At 62.1% G+C, this 26,469-nt stretch carries 20 protein-coding genes; 8 read left to right on the forward strand and 12 right to left on the reverse strand.

Annotation, left to right across the window (positions count from 1 at the left end):
• Positions 1-19: 19 nt before the first annotated feature.
• The 9 genes from C2L65_RS41550 to C2L65_RS41590 all read right to left on the reverse strand — a co-directional run bounded on the left by C2L65_RS41550 (position 20) and on the right by C2L65_RS41590 (position 13,283).
• Positions 20-2,464, reverse strand: coding sequence for a CHASE2 domain-containing protein (locus tag C2L65_RS41550; RefSeq protein WP_042305715.1), 2,445 nt, complete (start codon positions 2,462-2,464; stop codon positions 20-22).
• Positions 2,464-3,882, reverse strand: a complete 1,419-nt coding sequence (locus C2L65_RS41555; RefSeq protein WP_042305716.1) for a FecR family protein — start codon at positions 3,880-3,882, stop codon at positions 2,464-2,466. The genes C2L65_RS41550 and C2L65_RS41555 overlap by 1 nt, the downstream gene beginning before the upstream one ends.
• Positions 3,879-4,577 carry a response regulator transcription factor gene (locus tag C2L65_RS41560; RefSeq protein ID WP_042305717.1) on the reverse strand — a complete coding sequence of 233 codons (699 nt, stop codon included), beginning with the start codon at positions 4,575-4,577 and terminating at the stop codon, positions 3,879-3,881. Before C2L65_RS41560 ends, C2L65_RS41555 begins: the two co-directional genes overlap by 4 nt.
• Before the next feature lie 48 nt (positions 4,578-4,625).
• Entirely contained in the window at positions 4,626-5,027 is a 402-nt protein-coding gene (locus C2L65_RS41565) for a hypothetical protein (RefSeq protein ID WP_042305718.1), read from the reverse strand.
• A gap of 439 nt (positions 5,028-5,466) precedes the next feature.
• Positions 5,467-6,048 (reverse strand): hypothetical protein, encoded by a 582-nt coding sequence (locus tag C2L65_RS47385; RefSeq protein ID WP_174485039.1) that lies wholly within the window; start codon positions 6,046-6,048, stop codon positions 5,467-5,469.
• Positions 6,049-6,172: 124 nt separating this feature from the next.
• Complete coding sequence (locus C2L65_RS41575) at positions 6,173-7,336, reverse strand: WD40/YVTN/BNR-like repeat-containing protein (RefSeq protein ID WP_042305744.1); 1,164 nt, start codon at positions 7,334-7,336, stop codon at positions 6,173-6,175.
• Between the two features lie 79 nt (positions 7,337-7,415).
• A complete protein-coding gene (locus C2L65_RS41580; protein ID WP_042305719.1) occupies positions 7,416-8,297 on the reverse strand; it encodes a hypothetical protein in 882 nt (293 codons plus the stop codon).
• Positions 8,287-10,767 (reverse strand): type VI secretion system Vgr family protein, encoded by a 2,481-nt coding sequence (locus C2L65_RS41585; RefSeq protein ID WP_103254660.1) that lies wholly within the window; start codon positions 10,765-10,767, stop codon positions 8,287-8,289. Before C2L65_RS41585 ends, C2L65_RS41580 begins: the two co-directional genes overlap by 11 nt.
• Before the next feature lie 395 nt (positions 10,768-11,162).
• Positions 11,163-13,283: a 3-hydroxyacyl-CoA dehydrogenase NAD-binding domain-containing protein gene (locus tag C2L65_RS41590; protein WP_042315104.1), complete on the reverse strand. Its 2,121-nt coding sequence runs from the start codon at positions 13,281-13,283 to the stop codon at positions 11,163-11,165.
• A gap of 132 nt (positions 13,284-13,415) precedes the next feature.
• On the opposite strand from C2L65_RS41590, the gene C2L65_RS41595 reads away from it, so the two are divergent.
• The 4 genes from C2L65_RS41595 to C2L65_RS41610 all read left to right on the forward strand — a co-directional run bounded on the left by C2L65_RS41595 (position 13,416) and on the right by C2L65_RS41610 (position 17,027).
• Positions 13,416-14,342 carry a LysR family transcriptional regulator gene (locus tag C2L65_RS41595; protein WP_042315103.1) on the forward strand — a complete coding sequence of 309 codons (927 nt, stop codon included), beginning with the start codon at positions 13,416-13,418 and terminating at the stop codon, positions 14,340-14,342.
• Positions 14,343-14,476: 134 nt separating this feature from the next.
• The gene (locus C2L65_RS41600; RefSeq protein ID WP_042315102.1) at positions 14,477-14,893 is read left to right on the forward strand and encodes an organic hydroperoxide resistance protein; all 417 of its coding nucleotides are present in this window, start codon (positions 14,477-14,479) and stop codon (positions 14,891-14,893) included.
• A 70-nt stretch (positions 14,894-14,963) separates the two neighbouring features.
• Positions 14,964-15,428, forward strand: coding sequence for a MarR family winged helix-turn-helix transcriptional regulator (locus C2L65_RS41605; RefSeq protein WP_042315101.1), 465 nt, complete (start codon positions 14,964-14,966; stop codon positions 15,426-15,428).
• A gap of 249 nt (positions 15,429-15,677) precedes the next feature.
• Complete coding sequence (locus C2L65_RS41610) at positions 15,678-17,027, forward strand: epoxide hydrolase family protein (RefSeq protein ID WP_042315100.1); 1,350 nt, start codon at positions 15,678-15,680, stop codon at positions 17,025-17,027.
• Positions 17,028-17,049: 22 nt separating this feature from the next.
• Here the strand turns inward: C2L65_RS41610 and C2L65_RS41615 are convergent, their stop codons facing one another.
• A complete protein-coding gene (locus C2L65_RS41615) occupies positions 17,050-17,673 on the reverse strand; it encodes a TetR/AcrR family transcriptional regulator (protein WP_042315099.1) in 624 nt (207 codons plus the stop codon).
• Between the two features lies 1 nt (position 17,674).
• Complete coding sequence (locus tag C2L65_RS41620; protein WP_042315098.1) at positions 17,675-18,097, reverse strand: ester cyclase; 423 nt, start codon at positions 18,095-18,097, stop codon at positions 17,675-17,677.
• Between the two features lie 190 nt (positions 18,098-18,287).
• Here C2L65_RS41620 and C2L65_RS41625 point away from each other — a divergent pair, with 190 nt between their 5' ends.
• The 4 genes from C2L65_RS41625 to C2L65_RS41645 all read left to right on the forward strand — a co-directional run bounded on the left by C2L65_RS41625 (position 18,288) and on the right by C2L65_RS41645 (position 25,542).
• Positions 18,288-19,280, forward strand: a complete 993-nt coding sequence (locus C2L65_RS41625) for a helix-turn-helix domain-containing protein (RefSeq protein ID WP_042315097.1) — start codon at positions 18,288-18,290, stop codon at positions 19,278-19,280.
• Between the two features lie 32 nt (positions 19,281-19,312).
• On the forward strand, positions 19,313-20,896 hold the full coding sequence (locus tag C2L65_RS41630; RefSeq protein WP_042315096.1) for a Na+/H+ antiporter: 1,584 nt from the start codon (positions 19,313-19,315) through the stop codon (positions 20,894-20,896).
• Between the two features lie 447 nt (positions 20,897-21,343).
• On the forward strand, positions 21,344-22,600 hold the full coding sequence (locus tag C2L65_RS41640; protein WP_042315094.1) for an ABC transporter substrate-binding protein: 1,257 nt from the start codon (positions 21,344-21,346) through the stop codon (positions 22,598-22,600).
• A complete protein-coding gene (locus C2L65_RS41645) occupies positions 22,597-25,542 on the forward strand; it encodes a bifunctional diguanylate cyclase/phosphodiesterase (protein WP_042315093.1) in 2,946 nt (981 codons plus the stop codon). The genes C2L65_RS41640 and C2L65_RS41645 overlap by 4 nt, the downstream gene beginning before the upstream one ends.
• A gap of 24 nt (positions 25,543-25,566) precedes the next feature.
• On the opposite strand, the gene C2L65_RS41650 is transcribed toward C2L65_RS41645, so the two are convergent.
• A complete protein-coding gene (locus tag C2L65_RS41650) occupies positions 25,567-26,247 on the reverse strand; it encodes a DUF4410 domain-containing protein (protein WP_042315092.1) in 681 nt (226 codons plus the stop codon).
• Positions 26,248-26,469: the final 222 nt, after the last annotated feature.

Here is a 26,469-nt window from a genome sequence, read left to right on the forward strand (position 1 = left end):
AGATTCATGTTCGAGTTGTTCAAGCGTTCGTCTCATCGAGTGCGGGCAGCGTGATCGTGAATGCCGTTCCCTGCCCGAGCGCGCTTTCCACATGCACGTCGCCGCCGTGGCGCGTCACGACGGCTTTCACGAAAGCCATGCCGAGCCCCGTACCCGTGGCCTCAGGCCGTTCGACTTCGTGAAAGCGTTGAAACCGCTCGAACAGATGCGCCTGGTTTTCCGCCGACATCCCGTAGCCTTCGTCGCGGACCGTGCAGCGCACGCGCGCCGGCCATTCGCCCGACGCGAGTTTATCCTGCGCGACGATGCACGTAATACGCGTTTCGGGCGGACTATATTTCACCGCGTTGTTCAGAATGTTGACGAGCGCGCGCGTCATCAGTGAGCGGTCCGCGTTGATCCAGTGGCCGTCGCCCTGTTCGTCGTACGCGGCTTCAAGACGAATGTGCCTGGCTTGCGCCTGCGGCCACACTTCATCGCTTGCGTCGATCACGAGTTCGACGAGACTCACGGGTTCGAGCGAATAAGCCTGGGATTCGGCGCGCGCGAGTTGCACGAAATCGTCGGCGAGCATCAAGGCCCGCTGCGCGTATCGCTCGACACGGTTCAACAATTCGCGCAGGCGTTCGGAGTCGGGCGTGCGCGCGCGTTCGAGTTCGACGAGCGCAAGAATCGATGCCTGCGGCGAACGCATGTCATGTGACAACAGACGCAACGCGTCTTCGCGCAGCCGTTCGGCCGCATGCACGGCCGTCACGTCGACAAGACCCGCGATCCATCCGATCACCGCGCCTTGCGCATCGGTACACGTCGCGTAACGCAACAGATGATCGCGCTGGTTGCGATCGCGGACCTCGATGCCGCGCTCCATCATCTCCGCGAAAGCGATGCGGCCGGGATCGAGCAGCGCGGGCCAATGCGCGCGTCCGAGCGCATCCACCTCCGCGCGGGAACCGATCGCCTTCACGAATGCAAGATCACCAAGCACGTGGCGAAGTTGCGTGCCTTCAGGCGTCGCCGCGCCGAGCCGTTCGAAGTACGCCTTCGCCGCGTGATTCGCGATCAGCACGACTCCATGAACGTCGCTGACGAGAATCGGCTCCGGCACGCTATCGAGGCTGTTCCACACGAAGCGCTTCATATCCCGCACGCGGCGTGCCGCCTGCGCCATCAGCGCCATCTGCTGCGCGAGCGCGTCGCCGCGAAATTCACGGCTGCGTTGCGGCGCTTCGGGCAACAGATGCGGCTCGTCGGCGAGACGTTGCAGTTCCTTGCGCAGATACGACATCGTCATTTCGAGCCGCCGCCAGTTCCAGATCGGATAGACGGCAGCCAGTCCAACGATCGCGGGCACGGGCGACATCCACAGCCGCATGCCGTACAGCAGCGCTGCGCTAAGACCCAGCATCGTTGCGCAGAGCACGATCGTCATCAGCAGCGAGCGCAGCGGTGACAGCACGAGCAGGCCCGCGAGCAGCACGCCGAGCGGCACCAGCGACGCCGCGAACACCCACAGGCCGTTGACGGGATCGATCGCGCGGCCTGTCACGAGCGTATCGAGCACGTTCGCATGAATGTAGACGCCGGGCAGCGGCCCGAGCCGGCCCGACACAGGCGTCGAGAACCTGTCGTAGAGGCCCGATGCCGTCACGCCGATCAGCACGATCTTGCCGCGCAGCATGTCGCGCGGCACGTCGCCCGCGAGCACGCTGGCGAACGACACCTTTGGATAGGTCTGCGCGAGCGGGCTGAAGGGGATCAGCACCCGCCTTTCGTCATCGCCTGCGATCGAGGTGCGGTCGGGCGCGTTCGCGGTGGCGCTCGCCGGATGCGGCACCTTCACCGTGCCGCCGTTGATCGCGCGCCATACGGGCACCATCAACTGCGGCCAGCGCATATGCGTATCGCCTTCGAACAGCGCGACACTGCGCACGATGCCGTCGGCGTCCACTTCGAGGTTGATATGGCCGAGTCCGGCAGCGGCGCTCGCGAGCGGCTCGACCGGCTTGACGGCGACGCGCTCGCCGTTGGCATCGTCGGGAGACAGGAGAATTGGCAGATATGTCGGCGTTGCGGCGACAGCGCGCGCCAGTTGCGCGTCGTCCGGCGCGGGCTCGGTGAAGAGCACGTCGTAGACCACGGCCGCCGGCTTGGCCTTCGCGAGTTCATCGAGCAGTTGCGCATGCACGGCGCGCGGCCAGGGCCAGCGGCCAAGCCGCGCAATGCTCGCATTGTCGATTTCGACGACGGCAATTTCGGGCAGCACCGGTTGCGCGCGCAAGCGCAGGAAGCCGTCGTAGACGAGATGATCGACGCTCGCCGTGAACCTGCCGAGCGAGCCGGCCAGAATCACCAGGATGCCAAGGCAGCCGATACACAGCCATTCGAACAGGAAGCGGCGCCCGACTGGCCGCCCAAGACGTATGCGCGGATCGAAACTCATGCGCGGGCCGCTGGTGGTCATCACCGTGCCAGTGTAAATGAGCGGATCGCGCTGCCCTTCTGGTATAGCCGGCCGTTGTCGAACTGCTCGGCGATCACGGTCCAGTAGTAGTCGCCCGGCGGCAAATCGGAAACGACGATCTGCCCCGCCGCGAGATCCGTGCGATCGACCAGCGGCTCGCGTAGATCGGCTGTCGTAGCCAGAACGAAGCGGAAGCGGGTCTCGACACCTGTGCGGCTTGCGAGCCAGCGGAACTCGAAGTCGCGGCTGTCGGCACGCGGCCCGGCGGAGACGTCGAGTCCAAACTGGCGGCGCTCGAACGCGTAGATATGCGGCAGACCTTCGAGGCCCATGCCGTCGATCGACGAAATGCGCACGAAGTAGTTGCCGTCAGGCAAGTCGCCGAACGTCGCGTGCGGCACGTGTACGCGCTGGTCGCGGATCAGGTCGAACAGGTCGGCGTCGCGCGCGATCTGCACGCGGTACGCGCGCGCGTTCGCGTCGGGCGCGAGGTCGAACGCGACGTCCTTGTCGTCCTGCACCTTGCCCGGGTCCGCCAGCGCGGGCGCGGGCAGCAAGGCCACCGGCCCGCCGACGCCGCCCGTCGAACGCGTGACGCTGCCGAAATGCGCGCCAATCAGTTGCGTCGATGCCTGCAACGGCACGCCCGGCGCGCGTGGCCGCATGCGCGCCGCATCGACGCCCACTGCGCCGTCGAGCACGGCGACGGCAGTCGATTGTTCGTCGCCGTCGTAGCTCACGCGAAAGCGCGTACCACGCACGCCCGCCACCACCGACGGCGCGCGGATCTGGAAGCGATCGTCCTTTTTGGTTGCATGGTTGACCTCGCTATCGACCTCGCCCCGCTTCAGGTCGATCACGCGGTCTTTCACGCCCGTCAGCACGGTCTGCCGCAGCGCGCCGATTTCGATCGTGCTGTCCTGAGGCACGGACACATGCGAGCCGTCATCGAGTTCCAGAGTGACGAAGCCGTTGTGCCCCGTCTGCACGCGGTCGCCTTCGACGAGCACCATGCCGACCGTGACAGGCGCAAACGGATTCTGCCTGAACGCGTGTCCGGCGGGACCGCTCACGGCGACGACGCGCGCCGAGCGCGGCTCCTGCTTCAGCAATGCAACGGGCAAGCGCAACTGCACGCCAGGCTGAAGATGCAGCGGATCGGCGACATGATTCAGCTTGCGCAGCACGGTCCAGTCGCGCGGATCGCGCAGATAGTGATCGGCGACGTCGTACAGCGTGTCGCCGGGCCGCGTCACGTAGGTCGTCGTCGCCGCCGTTGCATGCGCATTGGATGTCTGCGCGTTAGAGCTGGCAGGCAGCAGGCCCGACGCTGCGACCAGAAACGCAATGATGCCGGGAGCGCGCCGCGCCGCCCACGAAAGCGCACGCGGCGTGTTACTCGGTACAGCCACCGTCACGCATCCCCCTTTTCGATCCGTTCCAGCCGGTAGCCGTAGCCGTAGATGGGAGTCAACCGGTAGCCGTGTTCGGGGCGCAGACCGAGCTTGGCGCGCAGCATCGACACGTGGGTGTCCATCGTGCGCGAAGGAATGTCGACGTCCTGCCGCCAGATCGCTTCGAGAATGTGCGCACGCGACAGCGGCTGGCTCAGATGCCGGAACAGCAACAGCGCGAGCTCGAACTCTTTTTGCGTCAGCGTGACGGGCGTGCCGCGCGCGATGACCTGTTTCGATCCCAGCTCGAACTCGAATTCCCCGAAGCTTTCTTTTGTCGCCATCTGATTGAGTTGATAGGCGCGGCGCAGCAGCGATCGCACACGCGCGAGCAGCACACCCGATGCGACGGGCTTCACGACGTAGTCGTCCGCGCCTTTGTTCAACATCGACGCGATATCCGTTTCGCGGCTGCGGCTCGTCATGAACAGCACGGGCAGGCGGTCGGACAGGCTTTGACGCACCCAGTGCAGCACCTCTTCGCCCGACATGTCGGGCACGTTCCAGTCGAGCACCAGCAGGTCGAACGTTTGACGGCGCAGGTGCTTGACGAGCGCGCGGCCTTCTGCGAACGCATGGCAATCGTGGCCATCGACCGCCAGTGACTGGCAGACCAGATCGGCTTGCGCCACGTCATCGTCCAGGACTGCAATTCTCATAGATCCCCGCACGCGAAATCATTCATCGGGCCAGCGAAGCAAGCGCGCCTAGGCTTGCACGCCCGTCAAGGCCACCACGTCATCGTCACCAGTATCTTTCGACCGCAGATGCGCAGTCAGCGCCGCCTCGAGGTGAAGCCGCACATGTTCCCACGCGGCATGCGCGTAGTCCGGCTCGCGCGCCGCCCACTCCTGCGCGAGACCGAACACGCGGCGAACCGTCGACGCGCAATGCGTCAGACTCACACTGCTTCCAGCTGCGGAATCACGCAGCCACTCGGCCAGCCACGGCATCTCGGACGCACACGAATCCGCATACGCCTCGGTTGCCGCGCGCGCGTGCGAATCGGTCGCAGGATCGAGTTCGATCCGCTGCGGATAGCCGCTGCGTTTGCGCGTGCGTTTGCCCGTCTTGAAAGGAATCCGCGTGGTGCCTGGTCTGAAAAACATCCGATCCCTCGATATGCAACGACGATTCAGATCCACTGCGCCGACTTACCCCGTTTGCCCGCGAATCGCCATCCGGTATCAACGTTTTTCAACAATTGAGAGGGACAGTATAAAAAGAGGGCGCAATAAAATCATTTAAAGATTGTCAGATCGTGGTGCGCGCCCGGTCAGGAGGTGTTGGTTGGTCTCCTCCCGCTGTCATGTTGCTGTCTTACTTCACCCCGTTCGATTTGTAAATTGGCATGCAAGACTTTGTAAGCCTCTCTTTCATCATTCCGGAAAGGAATGTGAAGTGCCGATTCTCCCTGATTGCTGCCTTTTGAATTCCGTACTATATGAGATTCATTGCTTGAAAACTTTTAGCAATTGTCAAGTCAGGAAAGCGCTTGAAAGTGAATACATTAAAAATGCGCTTCATGCGGTCGAAACTTCACTAACATTATTTAGCAAACTGGCTCGCGCCATTTTGGTAGTCTGCCGATGTGCCAGCCGTGCAAGGTGGTATGTGACAAGGCGCTGCAACTAATCGCAGCTTGAGCAATGCCAGCTGAAATGCGAGGGGTTCATCATGCTGATGTGGATTGCAAACTGGGCAGCACGCCACGCTCCGACTCCCGAGAAACAGGCCGAACGCGCGCTTCATGAATTGCGCATGGAATTGTTCCGCGCGGAACAGCAGGTCATGGACGCACAGTTGCGCGCTGAATATTTCCGCGCGCGGTTGCTCTTTCTCGAAGATGTCACGAGACAGGGCATTGAAGCGGTTTCTGATCAGCGCAAAGGTCAGCAGGAATTGACGCAGCCATCGCGGCCGGGCCCGAGACTCACTGCCGCGCAATAGCAGCGAGACCCATGTCATTTGCGGCGCAGAAAAAAAGAAGCCGCAGCGAAATTGCTGCGGCTCTAACATGCCAACTCGCGGTACGGTCACCGCAATTTCATTCTCTGACTTTGCGCTGAGTGCATCAACGTCGAATCGGCGGATTTGACTATCTTTAACAAGGGGCGTTTGGTGGAGCATCGACGGCAACCTGCTCGAGGGCTCGAACCAGAGGAGCAATGCCAGGCTTCCCGTCCATTCTCCTGGTCTCCAAGCTCCAGACGCTGCAGCGTCGGCGTCGTGCTGACGCCCTCGCGGTCAAGCATTACCACATCCGCTTTTTCAGCGTATAGGCATAGAGTCCATACTGAGTGTTCGTTGCGGGATCGAAGTAGACGCCCTGCGTAATGCCATCATCCGTTTCGATCCACGACTTGCCGTAGTCCTTGCTGGCAAGTGTGAAATCGCGCGGCGCGCCTTCACCCGTCGCGTCTGTCGCATATACGAGTAGTATGCCGCGCTGGCCCACACTCAGACCGTCCAGCGTGAAGCGCGCATCGAACGTATGCAACTGCCTGACTTCGGGCTTCGCGTAGTTGCCCCATTGGGAGATGGCGCCTGTACGGTGGCCGTTATCGGTCCGGTCGTTCCAGTCGCGTGGTAGTCCAAGGCGGGAAAGGGCGTAGATGGAATACACGCCCGGGGACCTTTGCTCCGACTGGATCGTGACGACTGCCTGCCCCGGAAGCACCACCTCGCGCTCAAATGCCTCACTATCCCATCGCAAGCGGTCAACGACGCTCGACTGGCGAACTTCTCCCATCTGGTCGACGTAATAAGCAACGCGCAGAACGCCGTCAGCGCCGAGATCCACACCGCCGAATCTCTGCCGCGGTTGCTCACGATCACGTGCGAGTTCCGGGACGCGGATCTCTTTCCACGAACGTCCGCCATCGGCCGTACGCCACACGCGTGGCCCCCAGCCGACTGCATAACCACGGCCAGGATCAAGGAAAAGCAACTGGCCAATGTTCTGCTCTTCGGGCCATTTGAGCTGCGACCAGTTATTGCCTCCGTCGCGCGAAGTCCAGAGCCGGGTGATTTCCGGCGACAATCCGTTTTTGGGTTGCGGAATCTTGTAATCCATCCAGCTAGTGCTGATGTACTGCGCACCCCAATCCTTCGAATACCACCAAGCCGCATCTTGGCCTGGTTGCTGGAAGTGGCGTTTCAATCCACCATCAACCGTTCCGCGAAAAAAGCTGATCGTTTGTCTGTTCAGTACCTCGTACACATTGCTCATCCATGCTTCGGTAGGTTCCGCATATTCGGGGTTCTTTCTTTGCTCGACAGGCTTAAACGTAATGACGGGGTCGGCAAGCTTAAGGCTAATGACCTCGTTCCCCTGGATCCGACAGTCGCCGCCTCCGTACGGCTCATCGTTTTTCATGAACGTCGTTGAAATGGTTTGCCAGCCTGGTGTGGTCATGCCATGAAATCCATACGTTAGAAGCGCGGCCGTCAGTAGGCCGCCCACAATCAATGTCCTTTTCCTCGGAATTCGCATCTCACTTAGCGCCCATCAAACGTCCGAGCGCCTTGCTCACGGGATCATCAATATCGTCCTTGGTGGCGCTCCATGCGTCGCCCACGGTCTTGCTGGCAACTACCTTGCCGCTGTCCCACACCTGCTCATAGGTGCGTCGATCGCCCCACTCTTCTAGAGCCGGACCGCCCATGATCCTGGCCATGTCTCCAGTCTGCAAATCCGCCAGCCCCCCGTCGAGATAGGCTAGCGGGTGTGTCTTGAACGCAAAGGACTTGAATGTTTCGTTGTTCAGTTCCAGCCCGTACTGCTTTACCTCCATCCTGAAACCGCCGTTCCCCGGCTTCGCACTGCTCACCTTGATGACATCTCCCGTCATATTCAATGCCAGTCCCTTTTCCATGTGGATTTGCAGATACCACCTCGCATTGTCGAGCCAATCCCTGCCCGCTTTTGACAGCGTTGGTTTCAGCTTTGCTCCATAATTGGAACAGTAGTAGTAGCCGTAACTGAGGTAGTAGGCTGGCGGCCTGTGCCCGCAACCAATGTGCCGCATCATGAAGTTGCTGTGCCGGGACCAATCGGAGGCGGTGCAGTCCGGCTGGATCAGCGTCTGACGCTGATGCAGCAGACGGGCCGAAACTTCTTTGTCGGTCCATGGATCCCAGGACGTGGCAAAAGCCTTTATGGTCGCCCACGCGCTAGAGGCGGTAAGCTTTTCGACAGTCTCTGTATACGCGCAATGTAGTGGCCTGTAGTAGTACTCGCAATGCCCAATCATCGAGTCAGCCGCGGGCGGCACGCGAACGTCACACGCGGTTCGCTCCACCTGTGCGCGCTTTGTGTACGACTTCAACGTCATATACGATTCCGCGTAACCGACGACGTCGTTTTCATCCGCCATATGTATCCGCCTTCAGTTTGATAGAGACACCCTGCGGGACGTGACTCTGCGCCAGTGACGTTTCGCCGTACGCATTGGTAATGCCCTCCGCGATCAGCTTGCCCTCCGAAAACATCCGATATCGCGTATTGGCCACGGGAATATCCGTTCCGGCCCAGTACACGACAAACGCTTCGTCGAACGCGTCCTTCGATTCAGGTAGTGCGGGAACCACGGTTGACAGACTCTGCGCTCCTTTTTTCTGGACCGTGATGACCTTCAGAAACAGGTCGAGCGGACCGCCCAAGGTGATGCTTCCGTCCTTGAGCTGGACAAACGCACCGCCGCATTCGAGGATGAGTTCCTTCTTCGCGCTGATACGCACCGTGCCGTTGACACTCGCCACGCTCACATCCTTGTCAGCCAGTAATGACATCGCATCGCTTTGAGCCTGCACTTCGATCGGACCTTTCGCGGCGATCAGTTTCATTCCGGGTTTCTGCGCGAACATTGAGACGAGTTCGCCCGCCGCCACGGTGAAGCGTTTCGCCACGCTGATATCCGCGCTTTTCCCGGCCACCGCGTTGATGTTGTCCCCTGCGCAAACCTGAACGCCACTGCCCGAGACGATGCCCACGGATGCGGGCGTACTCGCCAGCACCCCCGGCTTTTTCAGACCATTGAGTTCGTCATTGACCTGATGCTGCGCGTCAGTGTCGGCGGGAACCGCCTTCGCGCTGCGCGCCGAGTCCGCCAGTGCCCTTGCAATTTCCAGCGCGGTTTCAAGCTGCGCGATGGTCTCCTGCATGTCCAGTTGCTGACCGCCCGCCGCAGGCCGGTCATAGGCGGTGATGAACTGCCCTTTCCCTGCCCGCATTGCGCCGTAGCCCGACGTGCGCAACTCAAAGCCTTCGCCCCGCTGCTCAAGCTTCTGGTTGACCAGATAACCGAGGTTCAGTTGCGACTTGCCCGAATGCTCGGTCGACAGCTTGATGCCTTCCTGACCTTCCCAGTCCTCCATGCGCAGCTTGTTGTTGCTCTGCGTGCGGATCACGTTGCGCGAGAGCCAGCGCCGGTCGCTCGTGACATGGTCCACGGCCTGGCTGTGATGGTGGAAGGCCGCGATATACGGCTTGTCGGGATCGCCATCCCTGAACTCGATCACGGCCTCCGTGCCATCCAGCGCCGGAAAGTGGAAGCCCGTCTGCAACGCCCCCGCGAACGGTTTCGCGAGACGCAGCGGCACGCTCTCGCCGCCCGCGGGCCATGGTGCAAAATCCGTGTCGAAGCGCACCGTGTAGTAACCGGCGGAAGTCAGATAGGCGTATTTATATTGATCGGGCGACGTCACCCGGGCCGAGAGCGAACCGGGGATCTTTGCCCACGCCGACTCCTCCAGCTTCAGCCGGAAACGCCGGTCGGACGGAATCGCCTGCCAGGTGTTCGTGTAGGCCGTATCGCGTGCGCCACGATGCGTGACCGCGATCACGACCTGGCCATCGGGCGCGTCGGGCAACGCCTCATCGACGCGCAGGATACGCGCCGGCTGCAGCGCGAGCACATTGCTTTCGCCCTCGTAGACGACCTGCCATGCTATCGCCGCCTCGTGACGAAGTTGCGCCTCCCACTTCGCGCTCGCCTGATCGAGGTGATGCGTGCCGTAGATGTACGGCTGGCCGTAGGTGGTGGGATCCTGGGGCGCGACGTTTGCCTCGTCCCTGAAGCGTTCCCACGCCTGTTCGGGGTTATAGTCGGCCACCAGGAACGACTGCGGCACAGTCCGCGCGTGCGTCTCCAGCGCGAACACCGACTCGATCGCCGCTTCAAGTCCCGCATTCTCCCGGTATGGGACATCGAGCTGCGGTTCATAGATGTAGTGGTCGATGTCGTCTCCGAGCACGATCTGGTCGCCGTGCTCGGTCTCGACCGTATAGCAGTAGATGCCCGCCTTTTGCATCAGCATCTGGACGAAAGCGAGATCGTTCATCCGGTACTGGAATCGGAACAGGTGCTGCGGATACGCCCGACGCAACCGGAAGGCGAACTGATGGCCCTTCAGCCCATGACGTCGCAACACGGCCTCGATGATCTGGGGCGTGGTCTGATGCTGATAGATCTGGCTCGTGGTGACCGCATCGAGCCGGGCGAAGTGGGACCTGACGATGACTTCGTAGCGGGTGAAGTCCTTCGTCGTCTTGAGTGTCGAGAGCGACGCGATGAAGCCGGAGAAGCGGCGTGGCGTGCCGAGGGCGGGATCGATCAGGAATGTCGCGTCCCGGTTCAGATAGTCCTCGCGTGCAAGCTTGCCCGGATGTGTGAGCTGGATGCGGACTTCGGTGGGAGCGCCCATACGTTCGGTGGCTTCGAACGAGACTACGGAAAGCTCCGCCGCACTCGCCGCGCCCGGCACTTCAAGAAAATATGCCTGACGCCCTGTGACCGCCATCAGGTCGGCTGCATAGGCTCTGCTTTCCTCGAACAGGCTCGCCATCGTTTCTTCTCCGTCGTAACCCAGTGCCACGAAACTGTCTCGTGTGTGACGACACCGCATCCGTTGTCAAGCAACGCGGTCGCTTTGGGTCAAGAGGTTAAGACGTGTTCGATTTATTGAAAAGCGTAGTTATCCTACTATTTATTCACATGTTGCTTTTCGTCGATCTTTGCAACTCTTTACGAACTCTCTTTTCAGTCCGTGTTACGGGGTCAATGACCGACAATCGACGACGCTCATCAAACCAGAAAGGATAGAAGAAAAAGGAAGGTCCTTGATAAAAAGTCCGCCCCGAATGAGCGGTTGATGTCGAACGACGATGTTTGATGATGGACAGCGAGCATGCGCGCCGCGTGGCGCGCGCTCTGCCGACGCCGTGTACAAAGCGGGCCAATTTATGACTGATTCAAGCTCGCCAACGTCTCCCCGCGCTCGACCAGTTCCACCAGCAACGGCGAAGGCTTCCAGAACAGCGGATCCTGCTTCTCGAATTCGCGGATATCCGCAAGCAACGCAGGCAAACCGATCGTATCCGCGTAGTGCATCGGACCGCCTCGATGCGCCGGAAAACCAAAGCCGTTGATCAACGTCACGTCCACATCGAGCGGGCGCAACGCGATGCGCTCGTGAATCACGTTCGCGCCTTCGTTGATCATCGCGGCCATGTAGCGACGCACGATCTGCTCGTCGCTGAACGTGCGCGGCGTGACGCCCGCGCGTTCACGTTCCGCGACGATGATCGCCTCCACTTCCGCATCGGGCGTGCCGGCGCGCTTGGCTTCGTCATAGCGGTAGAAGCCGCGCTTCGTCTTCTGGCCGAACCAACCGCGCTCACAGAGGCGATCGGGAATCTGCACATAGCGCGCATCGGGATTACGCGTCGCAGCGCGGCGCTTGCGCGTCGCCCAGCCAATGTCGCCACCGGCCAGATCGATCACCTGATACGGTCCCATCGGAAAACCGAATTCACGCACGGCTTTGTCGATCTGATACGGCGACGCTCCGTCCTCCATCAGATGGTCCGCCGCCGCGCGATACACCGCGAGCATCCGGTTGCCGATGAAGCCGTCGCACACGCCCGCACGCACGGGTACCTTGCGCAGCTTCTTCGCCAGGTCGAATGACGTTGCGACGACGTCGGCGCTCACGCGCGCGGGCACGACGACTTCCAGCAGCTTCATGATGTGCGCGGGCGAGAAGAAGTGCAGTCCGATCACATCTTGCGGCCGCGAAATGCTGGCTGCGATCGCGTCGATGTCGAGGTACGACGTGTTGGTCGCGAGCACGGCACCTTGCTTGCACACACGGTCGAGTTCCGCGAACACCGCCTGCTTCACGGCCATGTCTTCGAACACGGCTTCGATCACGATATCGACATCGGCGAGTGCCTCGTACGATGTGCTGCCGATGAAACGCGCCAGTTTCTTCGCCTTCGCGTCGCCGGTCAGGCGTCCTTTCGCGATCAGGCCGTCGTAGACCTTTTCGACGTGCGCGCGGCCGCGAGCCAGCGATTCGTCGTCGCGCTCGATCATCGTCACGGGCAAGCCCGCGTCGAGCAGCGCGACGGCGATGCCCGCGCCCATCGTGCCGCCGCCCACCACTCCCGCCGACGCGATCGGCCTCGGCTGCGCGCTGCGCGTTTCAGGCGCCTTCTGCACTTCACGTTCAGCATGGAATGCGTGGACGAGGGCCGCGCGCTGCGGGCTATCGAGGCATTCCAGGAATTGCTTGCGCTCGAAGCGCAGGCCTTCGTCGAACGCCAGGTTCAGCGCGGCCTCGACGCAATCGACGATCTTCAGCGGCGACAGCAGGCCGCGCGATTTCTTCGCGGTGTCGGCGTGCGCGGCGGCAATGGCGGCCGTAGCCGCCTCTCTGTCCGCGAGCGCTTGTGCATCGCGCGTACGCCGCACGGGAGCATGTTCGACGAGCAGTTGCAGCACACACGCGAGCCCTTCGGCGAGCACGTCATCGCTCTGACCCACGCGATCGACAAGCCCGATTTTCAGCGCTTCCTGCTCGCCGATATGCTTGCCGCTCAGCATCAGCGACAAAGCCGCCTCAGCACCGATCAGGCGCGGCGCGCGCTGCGTGCCGCCCGCGCCGGGCAGCAGACCGAGCAGCACCTCCGGCAAACCAAGCTTTGCGCCCGCGACCGCAATCCGATAGTGCGATGCCAGCGCGATCTCGAGTCCGCCGCCGAGCGCGGCGCCATGAATCGCGACGACGACAGGCTTGCCGCACGTCTCAATGCGGTTGCACACATCGGGCAGCGTCGGCATTTGCGGCGGCTTGCCGAATTCGCGAATGTCCGCGCCCGCGATGAAATTGCGGCCCGCGCCGACGATCAGCACCGCGCGCACGGCCGGATTCGCTTCCGCGGCTTCAATCGCCGCGACGAGGCCGCGCCGGACGTCCACGCCGAGCGCGTTGACGGGCGGATTGTCGACGGTGACGAGCAGGATGTTGCCGCGTAGCTCATGGGTAACAGGCGATGCGGATGCGGCGGTCGGCGTCATACGATTTGTCTCCTCGTTGCAGCGTGTAAACAAAATTGCCATGCGATTTGGGATTGTCTTGGGGACAACCGGAATTGACAATCACCTCACCAATTGACAGAGTGTCAAAGAATCTTTGACAGTAGGACCGCCGTGGACGTCAACGCGCTAACGCTGCTGGTCGAGATCATCGATGCCGGCAATCTCAGCGAGGCTGCGCGCCGGCTCAAGATGACCCGCGCCAACGTCAGCTACCACCTCAACCAGTTCGAAAAGTCGATCGGCCTGCAACTGGTCCGGCGCACGACGCGCCGCGTCGAGCCGACCGAAATCGGGCTGAAGCTCTACGAGCATGGCCGCGCGATCCGCAATTCGCTGCTGGCCGCGAAGGAATCGATATCGACGCTCGGCGAAAGCCTGCAAGGGCGCGTGCGCCTGTCGGTGCCGAGCGGCTACGGGCAGCTGGTGATGTCGGCGTGGCTGATCGACTTCAAACGCGAATATCCCGGCATCGTGCTCGACGTGATGTTCGAGAACCGCGTCGAAGACCTGCTGCGCGACGAAGTGGACATTGCCGTGCGCGTGATGTCGGAGCCGCCGCAAAATCTCGTCGCGCGCGACATGGGGCCGGTGAGATGGGTTGCGTGCGCGTCGTCGGCGTATGCCGCGCAACATGGCATGCCTGTGCAGCTCGACGAGCTTCGCACCGCGCCGATCATTACGTCCGCCGTGGTCGGCCGGCAACTGCGCGTCGCCGCGTATCTGCGCGAAGAACGGCATGAGGTGTTGCTGGAACCCGGTCTCATCTCCGAGAACTTCCTGTTTCTGCGCGACGCAATTCTCGCCGGCCTCGGCGTCGGACTCGTGCCCGATTACGTCGTACACGACGACATCCGGCTCGGCGACGTCGTCACGGCGCTCGACCCGTGGCGTCTCAGCATCTTCGGCACGAACATGTACATGCTGTATATGCCGAATCTTCACCATACGCGCGCGACGTCGCAGTTCATCGAATTCATGCTCGACGAAGCGCGCAAGGCCGGACGCGGCGCCATGCCAACCCGACCCGCCCATTTGTAGCGCAATGTATCCACCGCAGCAGCGGATACATACGCATACACACGTCCGTTTCCACGACACAAGCGAGATACATCCGCACGCTTCAATACGGTCATCGATTGTTTGCCCCTCACCTACTCAACGGAGCACGCACCATGACGCGTATCGACAACGTACTGTACACAGGCAAGGTTCACACGACGGGCGGCCGCGAAGGTGCCGCACTTAGTTCCGACGGTCGCCTCGACATCAAGCTGTCGACGCCGGGCGGCAATGGCGCCGGCACGAACCCCGAGCAACTGCTCGGTGCCGGCTGGTCGGCATGTTTCATTGGCGCGATGGGCGGCGCTGCGCGCGCGCTGAAGATCTCGCTGCCGGCTGACACCAGCGTCGATGCTGAAATCGATCTCGGCACCACCGACAACGCGTATTTCATTCAGGCACGCCTGAACGTGAGCCTGCCCGGCCTGCCGCGCGATGTGGCCCAGGAAGTGGTCGACCGCGCGCATCAAACCTGCCCGTACTCGAAGGCGACGCGCGGCAACATCGGCGTCACGATCACGCTCGTTTAAGCCGCATGAAGAAGGGCAGTGCGACCACTGCCCTTGCCACGATCTTGCATATGCAACACGAGCATCGATCATGACTTCAGACCATCGGCACGCCACCTGTGCCAACGTCAGCCGGAAGATCGCGCAAAGCTGTCTGCTCACGCGCACACGGCAGATCTCAAGAGTGCTGACCGCGATCTACGATGAAGCATTGAGGCCGTTTGGCGTCAACGCGTCGCAATTTACGCTGCTGGTGCTGATCATGGAATTTGGGCCGCTTAGCCGCGCCACGCTCGGACGCAAAAACCATCACGACCGCTCGACGCTCACGCGCAACCTTCAGCCCTTAGTCGCTCAGGGATGGGTCGTCGAAGGCATGCCTGGCGACGACGGCCGCAGCCGCCCTCTTTCGCTCACGAAGCAAGGCAAAGCCTTGTTGCACGACGCCGCGTCCGCGTGGTCGGCGGCGCAATCGAAGGCTCAGTCGCTGCTTGGCGAAGCGGGCGCAAACGCGCTGATGGGCATTGCGGGCGATCTGCCGAATCGAATCAGCTGATTTTTTCGATCGTTGATGTTGTATGTGCAACACGTAGCACGTTCGATCCGCGTAGCGCAAAGTATCCGCTATGTGCCAGCCGGTACTTGCGTCTACAAAGGCATCGTTTCGGAAAACACGCGCGATACATCCGCGCGTTCCAATACGCTCTCGCCGGACGCGCGCTGCGTCCGGACCGTGCGTCCAATGGCTCGTGCAACTACGCGGCCATTACCTGGAATCATTGGCGCAAAGCCAATCGGAGTTCTTATGTCAGACCACCTTCCTCCATCGCCGTCGCGTCGGCGCTTTGTCGGTGTCGCCGCGGCCACCGTCGCCGCAGGTTCGCTGAGCCAGCTTGCATTCGCACAAACGGATCAGGCGATAACCTCAGTCGCGCAGCCAACGGGCGGCGACAAGACGGCGATTCGTCCGCTTCGTGTGCATGTGCCCGAGGCGCAATTGATCGATTTGCGTCGACGCATCAAGGCGACGCGATGGCCCGAGCGCGAGACGGTTGCCGACAACACACAAGGCGTTCAGCTTGCGATGATGCAGGAACTCGCGCGCCATTGGTCCACCGGCTACGACTGGCGCAAGTGCGAAGCAAAGCTGAATGCGCTGCCGAACTTCGTGACCGAAATCGACGGACTGGATATTCATTTCATCCACGTGCGCTCGAAGCATGCCAATGCGATGCCGTTGATCGTCACGCACGGCTGGCCCGGCTCGGTGATCGAGCAGTTCAAGATTATCGATCCGCTGGTCAACCCGACCGCTTATGGCGCGAGCGCATCCGATGCGTTTCATCTGGTCATTCCGTCGTTGCCTGGCTATGGCTTTTCCGGCAAGCCCGCCACGACGGGCTGGGGCCCGGAGCGCACGGCGCGCGCGTGGGTCGTGCTGATGAAGCGTCTCGGATACGACAAATTCGCGGCGCAAGGCGGCGACCTCGGCGGTGTCGTCGCGAACGTGATGGGCAAGCAGGCGCCGCCCGAGTTGCTGGGCATCCACGTCAACTTCCCGGCGACAATTCCGCCCGAGATCGCCAAGGCGCTTCAGGCGGGCGACCCGCCGCCATCCGGCCTTACGGACGACGAAAAGCATGCATACGACCAGTTGAGCAGCGCGGCCAAAAAGCGACGCGCCTACGCGCTGGAGATGGGAACGCGCCCGCAAACGCTCTATGGCATTTCGGACTCGCCGATCGGGTTGGCCGGCTGGCTGCTCGATCACGGCGACGGCTACGAGCAGCCGGCAGCGGCGCTCACTTCCGCTGTATTCGGCCGGGCCGTGAATGGAGAATCGTCAGGCGCGCTGACGCTCGACGACGTGCTCGACGACATCACGCTTTACTGGCTAACGAACACGGGTATCTCTGCGGCGCGCTTCTATTGGGAATCTCATTTCAACTTCCTCGCCGCCGCCGATGTGTCCGTCCCCGCCGCCGTCAGCGTCTTTCCTCGCGAGAACTATCAGGCGCCGCGTAGCTGGACCGAGCGCGCGTATCACAACCTCATTTACTACAACCGGCTCGACAAGGGCGGGCATTTTGCGGCGTGGGAACAGCCGCAACTGTTTGCCGAAGAAGTGCGGGCAGGGTTGAGGCCGTTGCGTTGATAAAGGGCTGGGCGGGGAGTCGTCACTCCCCGTTTGCGCGCCCCCGTCTCGCTGCATCGACCAACGCGCGGATCGCCCAGCGTTTCACTTTCCGGGCGCGCGCGTCGTCGAGTTGCAGCACGTCTTTGAACACCACCATCGCCTCGGTGCCGATCACGAGCGCGAGCGCTTGCGTCAATGTTTCGAACGCGGCGGGCTTGAACTGATCCTGCACAGGTTCCAGCGCCGCCTCGATCAGCGCAGTCCGCCGATTCTGCCGCAGCGGAACTTCACTGTCGGTATCGCCCTTCGCCACGCGCTCCAGCGAATGCGCGAGCATCATACGCAGCGGCGCTTCGTTGGCGAGGATCATGTCGTGAAGCGCCGTATCGACACGCGTGAGCCGCGCCACGGGATCATCCGACGCGCGCGGGCCGAACAGCGTCGACGCATCCGGCGTCGCGACATCGAGTGACGCTTCCAGCAGCAGCGCATCCATGCTCGGAAAATGGCGATATGCGGTGGCGCGCGACACCATCGCTTCCTCCGCGATCTCCTCGAGACTCGGCTTGCGCCCCTGCTTCATCAAACGCGAAGCCGCCAACAACAAGTCCTTGCGCGTGCGCCGCTTCTGGTTCGCGCGCCCGTTGGTCGTGACGTCGGCCATATCAGGCTTGCGGCAACTGCTGCATGATCGCCGCGAGATCGACCCATACGTTCTCACGCGTGATCTGCCCGCTTTCCGCGAACTCGAGCACATGCAACATGCGGAATTCCAGCGGACGCCCGCGCCCTTCGAGTCCAAATGGCCGCCCCGGCGCCTTGCCGCGCCACAGCGATTCGTCGACGACGAAACCGTCGCCATACAGGCGGCGCAAGCACTCGACCCGGCTCTCCGACAAATCCGCGAATAACGCCTCGTAGAACGGCCGCACTTCGCCACGGCCACGCACCGGCCCCGCCGGCCAGCCGACGACGTCATGTTCGACGTCCGGCGCGAGCGTGGCGAGCACGCCTTCGACATCGTCGCGTCTCTCGAAACCGAAGTGCTCTTCGATCTTCCCGTCCATCTGCACAGGCGTCAGCGTCATGATTGGCTCCTCTCGATTGCATTCGCACCGTTTGCCAATTCATTCTAGTGAGACTCGCGTCTCATTACAAGATCGTAATGTAGTTTTAACCTCAGGTAGAATTTTGTCCGACATCGACGCTATGATCCTAGCGCGGTCCAGGCAGTCTTCCCTGCAATCGGAATCACCTCATCCGGGTTCATTCACAGCCTTGAAGATCGAGCATCCGACCGACGGCCCGACGCGGCTCCCATACGCACACGACTACTTCAGCACCGCCAGCGAGTCGCCGCAGCAGCAATTGCTCGCCTGGAGAAATCGCATCGGTCATATCCTGGATGTGCCCGTCGCAAAGAGTCAGCGGGAAAGCGGCTTTCGAGGGACCATCGACAGTTATCGCTCCGCGGATCTCGCCTTCATGGACTGCCGCACCGACGCGATCCTGCAAACGCGCACCGCCGCACGAATCTCCACCGATAGCGCGCGCCAGTTCGTGTTCCATGTGCTCGTCGATGGCCAGATCGAGACGACGACGGGCATGTATCCCAAGCGCGTTTCCACGCAGATCAAACCCGGCATTCTCGCGCTGGACATGGGGCAGCCGATGCGCATGCAACGCACCGACTGCCGTTTGCTGGCGATCTTCCTGCCGCGCGAATGGCTCGCGCCCGTGCTACCCGAGCCTGAGTCGATTCACGGCCATGTCATCGAGTACGATTCGCCGCTCGCGCGCCTGATTCCGGGCTATCTCGCCGCGCTGTCCCAAACCGGTCAGTCGACGAACCCCGCCGACTTCCACGACGCGCTGAAAACCTGCGCCATGTTGATTGCGGCCGCGTTCGGCAAGCGGACGGGACGCGCGGGCGGCACACGCGCGGCCGCGCGCGCCGCCGTGTTCGGCACCCTCCGGCGTTACATCGAAGCCAATCTGCATGAACCCGATCTTTCGCCCGAAAGTGTGCTGCTCGCGTCGCAACTGTCGCGCCCGACGCTCTACCGGCTGTTCGAGAGCGAAGGCGGGCTCGCAACGTATATTCGCAACCGCCGGCTGAGCCAGGCCGCCGACGAACTGCGCCGCTATCCGAACAAGGCGGTGGTCGAAATCGCGTATGGACTCGGCTTCAACAGCGCGTCCGATTTCAATCGAGCGTTCCGCCGCGCATTCGATATGTCGCCGCTCGATTTCCGGATGTTCACCGTTTAACGTCCCGCCACAAACGCTCAACAGGAGAAGTCATGTCGGCTGTGTCGGCGTTCAAGCTGGTGCTGCTCTCGCTGATTGCGATCATCGCGCTCGAACTGATCGCGAAGCGTCTGCGGCTGCCGCCCGCGGCCGCGTTGCTGGTCGGCGGCGCAGCCATGGCGTTCGCCCCCGGCCTGCCGCCCGTCGTGCTCGACCCCGACCTCGTGCTGATCGTCTTCCTGCCGCCATTGCTGATGGATGGCGCGTACTTCTTCGTCTGGACCGACTTCAAGCGGCACCTGAAGCCCATTCTGCTGTTTGCGATCGGCGCGGTTGCGTTCACGACGTGGATAGTCGGCGTGGTCGCGCATTTCGTTGTGCCGTCGCTGCCGTGGGCGGCCTGCTTCGCGCTCGGCGCGGTCGTCTCGCCGCCTGACGCCGTCGCGGCAAAAGCGGTGCTCGAACGGCTCGCGCTGCCGCGCCGCCTGATGGTGCTGCTCGAAGGCGAAAGCCTGCTGAACGACGCGGCCGGCCTCGTGCTGTTCCGCTTCGCCGTCGCCGCCGCGCTCACGGGCGCATTCAGCGCGTCGCATGCCGTGCTGAGCTTCGCGGGGCTCGCGGTGGGCGGCGTGGTGGTCGGATGCGTGGTCGGCTATGGCGTCGTGTGTCTGCTGCGCCTGCTCGACGACGACTATCTGATCGTCACGACTTCAGTGATCTCCGCGTGGATCAGCTACATCGCGGGCGAAATGCTCGGCGTATCGAGCGTCATCTCGACTGTGACGTGCGGCATGCTGCTCGGCTGGCATCAGCACGAAGTCTTCTCAGCCACCGCGCGAACGCGTGGCACCGCGTTCTGGCAAGTCGTCGTGTTCGTGTTCGAGGCGCTGGTGTTCGTGCTGATCGGACTGTCGCTGCGTGGCGTGATGCAGCGGCTTGGCGGCATCGACAATGCGCTCGCACTGCTCGGTCCCGCCGCGATGGCGACCGTGGTCACGGTCGTCGTTTCGCGCTGCGTGTGGACCTTCGCGCTTGAATCGATCAACGCGGTACTGCACCGCATTTCGCGTCGCGCCGCGCCGCCCGCCGACTGGCGTTCCGCTGCCGTCGTGAGTTGGGCGGGCATGCGCGGTGTCGTAACGCTGGCGATCGCTCTTTCGCTGCCTGAAACAATGCCGGGCCGCGATCTGATTCTGTTCTCCGCGTTCGTCGTCATTCTGTTTACGGTGCTGCTGCAAGGCACGACGATCGGCATGGTGATCCGGCTCGTCAAACCAGCAAGCGATGCACACGCATCGGCTTATCTGAACGAGATGCAGGCATGGGCGCGGCTGGAGGCGGCGCAACTGGAAGCGATCAAGCCGCTCGTCTATGCGCCGGACGGCAGCGTCCTGCATCCGCGGCTGCTCGAACAGTACAGCTATCGCGCGCGTCTCACGGAAGAGTTCCAGCACGCGCCGAGCTTTCCGCTGGAAGCGCGCAAAGCGCACTACGACGTCATCCTCGCCGCGATCGCCGCTGGCCGCGTGGAACTGTTGCGCCTGCATCGGAGCGGCCTGATTCACGACGACCTGCTGCACGTGATGGAACACGATCTCGACCTGCAGGAAATCTCGTCCCGCCATGCCCGAGGCTAGGCGTCGCACGCGTGGCCGCCTCAAGTAATGACCTGACTTGCCGATATGCAATTGAGGTACTGCCTCACCCGATTTCCTAGCCGCCGTCAGGGCCCGATATGCGTGTCGCACTCGCCGCAAGCGTTTCTTTACAGGTTTCGACCGCAACGTCACGTCATGTAATCGGGCCCTTGTTTCACGGCAATCGTTTGCCGTTCGCCGCTTCGCCCATTCCGTCGCTCAAACAGCCGTGCGCTTCGATCCGAAGAGCCGCTCGCGCTTGCGTTTGCTGCGAAGCGGACGCGCACGCGTTCATGGCGACGCGACCGGTTTTCTCGCGAAGCAGATTGCGACGGCGTTGCGCCCGGTGCGCGACCGCTCGCTGCTAAGTGCTGCCCGATCCACTCCGAAACTGAAAGCGATTCTCACGTGCGACGACTTGCGCTTGCCTCCCTGCTATCTGGCCTGGTGACTCTGATTTTTTTGTCGTTGTACGGTTGTCACCAGAAGGATTCTGCTTCGCCGGGCGCATCCGCGCCGGCGAAGACGATCATTACCGCGCTGATCTGGGCGCCTGACTGGCCGGAAGAGATGCTCCAGATCGCCGCCGAATTCAGCAAGGAGAATCCGGACATCGGCGTGAACGTGCAGTTCATGGTCGGCAATTCCGTCGAGGCGAACATCAAGCCGCGAATCGCGTCGGGCAATCTGCCGGATCTCGTCAGTGTGAACCCGAATGCGTACTCGGCTGAACTGGCCGACCAGCACATCCTCGCCGACGTCAGTCAGACGGCAGCGTGGAACAACATGATCGATCCGTTGAAGGGCGACTGGACGAGCCGCCAGTCAAAAGCGTTCGGCATTTCCGGCGGCGTCGCGACGGTGCTGATGTACTACAACGAGGATATGTTTGCGAAGGCGGGCATCAAGACACTGCCGACCAACTTTCGCGAGTTCCTCGCGGTCTGCGAGCAGCTCAAGCGCGCGGGCTTCACGCCGATCATGTGGAACGGCGGGTTTCCCAATATGCTGGGCAACGGTCTGTTCGGCTCCGGCTTCGCGAACAACGTGGTGGCGCGCGACCCCGCGTGGAAGAAGAAAATCGACGACGGCACGCTGAATCTGAATACGCCCGCCGTCGCCGATATCTTTGCCAAAATGGCGCTGATGCCGGAACGCGGCTACGTGCAGGACGGATTCATGGCGACGGACTACGACGGCGGCATCCGCCTGTTCAAGGAAGGCAAGGTCGCAATGGCGATTCACGGCAGCTGGGCGGCCGGTCTGTTGCTGCACGGCAATCCCTTCGAAACAGGCGTTTTCATTCCGCCATGGAACGCGCCCGGCAAGCGGGTCGTGCCCATTGTCGGCAGCGAAACGGGCTTTGCGGTGTGCGAAACGCCGAACAAGGTTGCCGCCATGCGCTTTCTCGAGTTCATCGCTGCAAAGGGTTTCGCCATTCTCCAGGCGAAGCGCCAGAACATTTCGCCGTTCAGACAGAGCACGGGCGCGATGGCGGGCGACCCGAAGATCGTCGAATACACGAATGAAGTCAGTCGCTATCCCGTCACCGCAAGCCCGTACTATTCGGTGCTTCCGTCCAACTCCATCGAGCGCTTGCACCGGTTGATGCAGGATGTCCTGTTGAACAGGATCACGCCCAAACAGGCGGCCCAGCTGCTGGATGCGTCCGTCAAGAACGAAGCGAAGATGCATTACAAATGAGCTCGATCATCGGTTCACTGCAACGCGTTCTTGAATACCTGTCGCAGGATCTGCTGCGCCGTGTCGAAATACGTTACCGGCTGATCACTGCGTTTATCCTGCTGTCGCTGTTGCCCGTACTCATTTCGGGCTACATATCGTATGCGGAGTCGACGGCGGCCATCAAGGAAAAGGCGGAGATATTCTCGAAAGAGGTCGTCAAGCAGGTCTCGCGAAACATCGTGCTGCGCATGGAGCAGATCGAAACGGAAAGCAGCCTGCTGGTGCTCTCCGATCAGGTTCAGTCCGCGCTGATGAAGGTCGCGAACGGCAGCGCGAAGGAACAGAACGAGGCGCGCCTCGACATGACGCGTCTGCTGCTCGATCACTACGGCTCCGTCGATTTCATCAACGAGAAGTATCTGCTCGACACGCACGACCGGGTGATGGACACGCAGGCGTTCGCACAGCTGACGCGCGGCGTGATGCGCTTCGTCAAGCAGGCGCCCGATCGCAGCGGACGCCCATACTGGGGCAGTTACGACAACGGCGTCGGACAGCTGAACCTGGGGATGGTGCGCGCGGTCATCGGCAAGAGCAACAACCGGCGTCTCGGCAATCTGGTGCTGGTGATTCGCCCCGAGCATTTCTCGACGATCTTCAACGACGTCGCGCTGGGCACGGGAACGGAAATCTACGTGCTCGACAGCAGCAACAACAAGCTGATCGTGCGCGCCGACGACATGCCCGCCAGCGCGGACACGACGGCCGAACCCGGCCTGATCGACGGGATCGCGCACAACACCGAGATGCTCGGCCAGCCAAACGGCTTCGTCAGCTTCGAAGGCAAGAATCACGCGGGCTACTTCGCGGCCTACACGCGCATTCCCGGCACGACATGGTTCGTCGTCAGCACGATTCCTGAAAAGAAGCTGACGGCCGAGGCGCAATCCGTGCGCAACCAGATCGTGCTGGTCGGCATTTCGGGCTTTCTGCTGTCGATCTTCTTCGCCTACTTCATCTCGCACAGCATTTCGTCGCCGCTGAAAGATCTCGTGCGGAAAATGCACGACACGGGCAGCGATGCGGGTGCCGAAGAGCGGGCGCTTGCCGAAGCGCACGGCGATGCCGACGGACAGGACGAACTGGGCCGGCTCGCGCAGCGCTTCGAACGAATGCGCGGGGCGATCCGGCAGAAGATCCAGAAGATCAACGAGATCAATGCGTCGCTGGAGCAGACCGTCGTCGAACGTACGGCGGAGCTGGTCAGCCGGGAACTGGAATCGCGCACGCTGATCGAGAATTCGCCCGACACGATCACGCGCTACGACCGCGATCTGCGCCGCACGTATGCAAACCCGGCCTTTTGCGCGTCGGCGGGACGCACCCTTGGCGAAGCGCTCGGCAAGCGGCCTTCGGAAATACCGGGCGGATCGAACGCGCTGATCTACGAGCGCAAGATCAGCGAAGCGATATCGACGGGAAAAAGCGGGCAATTCGAGCTGCGCTGGCTCAGCAAGGACGGACAGGAGCAGTGCTCGCATATTCGCCTCACGCCGGAAATCGATCCATCGGGCAACGTCAATTCGGTGCTCGCCGTGGGCCGCGACCTGTCGGACCGGATGGCGTTCGAAGCCGCCATCTGGAAGCAGGCCAACTTCGACACGCTGACGCAACTGCCGAACCGTCAGATGTTCCAGAACCGTCTCGAGCAGGAAGCGAAGATCGCGCAGCGCTCCGGGCATCGGATGGCCTTGATGCTGATCGATCTGGACCGCTTCAAGGAGGTCAACGATTCTCTGGGACACGATACGGGCGACACGCTGTTGATCGAAGCCGCGCGGCGAATCACGTCGTGCGTGCGCGAAGCGGACATCGTCGCGCGTCTTGGCGGCGACGAGTTCACCGTGATCCTGCCGAATCTCGATCACATTGGCAGCATCGAGCGGATCGCGCGGACGATCATCGACAAGCTGTGCGAGCCGTTCACGCTCGGCCCGGACGAGGCGTTCATTTCGGCGAGCATCGGCGTGACGCTCTACCCGGACGACGCGAGCGAACTCGACGTGCTCTTCAAGAACGCCGATCAGGCGATGTACGCGGCCAAGAACGCGGGTCGCAACTGCCTCAGCTATTTCACGCAGGATTTGCAGATCGCGGCGGAAAAACGCCTGCGTCTGACGAGCGATCTGCGCGCCGCGCTGCCGGGCGATCAGTTCCGGCTCTACTACCAGCCAATCGTCGATCTGACGACGGGCGAGATCTATAAGGCCGAGGCGCTGATCCGCTGGCTGCATCCCGAGCGCGGCATGATCAGCCCGCTGGACTTCATACCGTTGGCCGAAGACACGGGCCTCATCGTGCCGATCGGCGATTGGGTGTTCAGGCAGGCCGTGCAGCAGGCGAAGCAATGGCGCAACCGCTTCCATTCGTCGTTTCAGATCAGCGTCAACGTGTCGCCGGTGCAGATTCGCCAGGACAATCTGGTGTGCTCGCAATGGTCTGAGTATCTGCATCGCGAAGGCATGCCGGGACAAAGCGTTGCCGTCGAGATCACCGAAGGGCTGCTGATGCACGCCGACCTGAAGATCGACGAAAGGCTGATGACGTTCCGCAATGCAGGCATTCGCATTTCCATCGACGACTTCGGCACGGGTTATTCGTCGCTGGCTTATCTGAAGCGCTTCGAGATCGACTTCCTGAAGATCGACCGGTCCTTCGTGCAGAACCTCGGCTTCGATGCGGACAATCAGGCGCTCTGCGAGGCGATGGTAGTGCTGGCGCACAAGCTCGGGCTGAAGGTCATTGCCGAAGGTGTCGAAACCATCGAGCAGCGCGATTTTCTAGTGGCCGTCGGCTGCGACTTTGCGCAAGGCTTTTTGTACTCGCAGCCGGTTCTGCCCGATCAGTTCGAAGCGCTGGTCTGGCCGCGCGTCGAAGTCAGCAGCCCGGCAAACAGCTGATGCGCAGCGCCGCCGGCTCGCGCGTCATTGCTGCGGCGTTGGTGCAGCGCGCGGTTTCACGCGCGCTTGCACGGCATCCGCAACCTGCCCGGCAACCTGTTTGATATCGGCCTGCTGATCGTTGCCCGCCATCACGTATCGTGCGGCCGCTGCATAGGGATTGAGCTTGACCATCGCGCCGGGAACGTGCCGGTCCGACTGCCCTTCGACCGTTTGATAAAGCGGCGCGGGCGATTGGTTGGGCAGCGGATCAATGGCGACCGCCAGTTCGATCTTGCCTTGTCCCGCGCCGAAACCCACGACGGCACGCCGCACGCGGTTGCCTTCGTCCACGCTCAGAAATACGCCGCGCACCAGCCAGCCTTGCGCGGGAAGCGGCGCGTCGCCGGGAAGACGGCGCGCGTCGATGCCGTCGTGCTGCAAATCGGCGACGAGCGTTTCCGACATCTTCGCGACCAGTTCCTGCGATTTCTTCTGCGGGTCCTGCTCCGACAGATGCAGCGGCGACAGGCTGCCCGCGAGGCGTCGCGCGCGGCTCAAGCGGCTCTGATCGGGTGTGATGTCGGCGGCATCGAGCTCGAAGTCCGACACGTAGACGACGGGCGCCGAGGCGCCCGGCGCGCCGCTTTGCTGCGCGAGCGCAACGGACGCAAACGCAGTGAGCCAGAACGCTGCAACCGGGTATGCCCACCATCGATTGTTCATCGCTGTCTCCTGATCGTGGCCGTCGCGCGGAAACTGTTTGCGCCAAAGACGAATATACGCCGCTCACCGCAAAGGGACCGGCACGGGCGCTTCAATGACTCTGCGACGCCCACAGGATTAGGCAAGACTTCCGGAGTTTTCGAACAACAGAAACGGCCGCTTTGAGCCACACTCCGACACGTTCCCACTGCTTCGTCATCGCTGCGCATGCGGCAAGCGCGA

The organism is Paraburkholderia terrae, assembly GCF_002902925.1.
GTDB classification, from domain to species: domain Bacteria; phylum Pseudomonadota; class Gammaproteobacteria; order Burkholderiales; family Burkholderiaceae; genus Paraburkholderia; species Paraburkholderia terrae.

Coding starts and splice junctions, on each gene's coding strand:
- C2L65_RS41605 (WP_042315101.1), top strand. CDS start 14,964: ATGACTTCAGACCATCGGCACGCCACCTGTGCCAACGTCAGCCGGAAG.
- C2L65_RS41645 (WP_042315093.1), top strand. CDS start 22,597: ATGAGCTCGATCATCGGTTCACTGCAACGCGTTCTTGAATACCTGTCG.
- C2L65_RS41610 (WP_042315100.1), top strand. CDS start 15,678: ATGTCAGACCACCTTCCTCCATCGCCGTCGCGTCGGCGCTTTGTCGGT.
- C2L65_RS47385 (WP_174485039.1), bottom strand. CDS start 6,048: ATGCTCCACCAAACGCCCCTTGTTAAAGATAGTCAAATCCGCCGATTC.
- C2L65_RS41565 (WP_042305718.1), bottom strand. CDS start 5,027: ATGTTTTTCAGACCAGGCACCACGCGGATTCCTTTCAAGACGGGCAAA.
- C2L65_RS41590 (WP_042315104.1), bottom strand. CDS start 13,283: ATGACGCCGACCGCCGCATCCGCATCGCCTGTTACCCATGAGCTACGC.
- C2L65_RS41575 (WP_042305744.1), bottom strand. CDS start 7,336: ATGACCACACCAGGCTGGCAAACCATTTCAACGACGTTCATGAAAAAC.
- C2L65_RS41620 (WP_042315098.1), bottom strand. CDS start 18,097: ATGACGCTGACGCCTGTGCAGATGGACGGGAAGATCGAAGAGCACTTC.
- C2L65_RS41615 (WP_042315099.1), bottom strand. CDS start 17,673: ATGGCCGACGTCACGACCAACGGGCGCGCGAACCAGAAGCGGCGCACG.
- C2L65_RS41600 (WP_042315102.1), top strand. CDS start 14,477: ATGACGCGTATCGACAACGTACTGTACACAGGCAAGGTTCACACGACG.
- C2L65_RS41580 (WP_042305719.1), bottom strand. CDS start 8,297: ATGGCGGATGAAAACGACGTCGTCGGTTACGCGGAATCGTATATGACG.
- C2L65_RS41650 (WP_042315092.1), bottom strand. CDS start 26,247: ATGAACAATCGATGGTGGGCATACCCGGTTGCAGCGTTCTGGCTCACT.
- C2L65_RS41630 (WP_042315096.1), top strand. CDS start 19,313: ATGTCGGCTGTGTCGGCGTTCAAGCTGGTGCTGCTCTCGCTGATTGCG.
- C2L65_RS41560 (WP_042305717.1), bottom strand. CDS start 4,577: ATGAGAATTGCAGTCCTGGACGATGACGTGGCGCAAGCCGATCTGGTC.
- C2L65_RS41550 (WP_042305715.1), bottom strand. CDS start 2,464: ATGACCACCAGCGGCCCGCGCATGAGTTTCGATCCGCGCATACGTCTT.
- C2L65_RS41585 (WP_103254660.1), bottom strand. CDS start 10,767: ATGGCGAGCCTGTTCGAGGAAAGCAGAGCCTATGCAGCCGACCTGATG.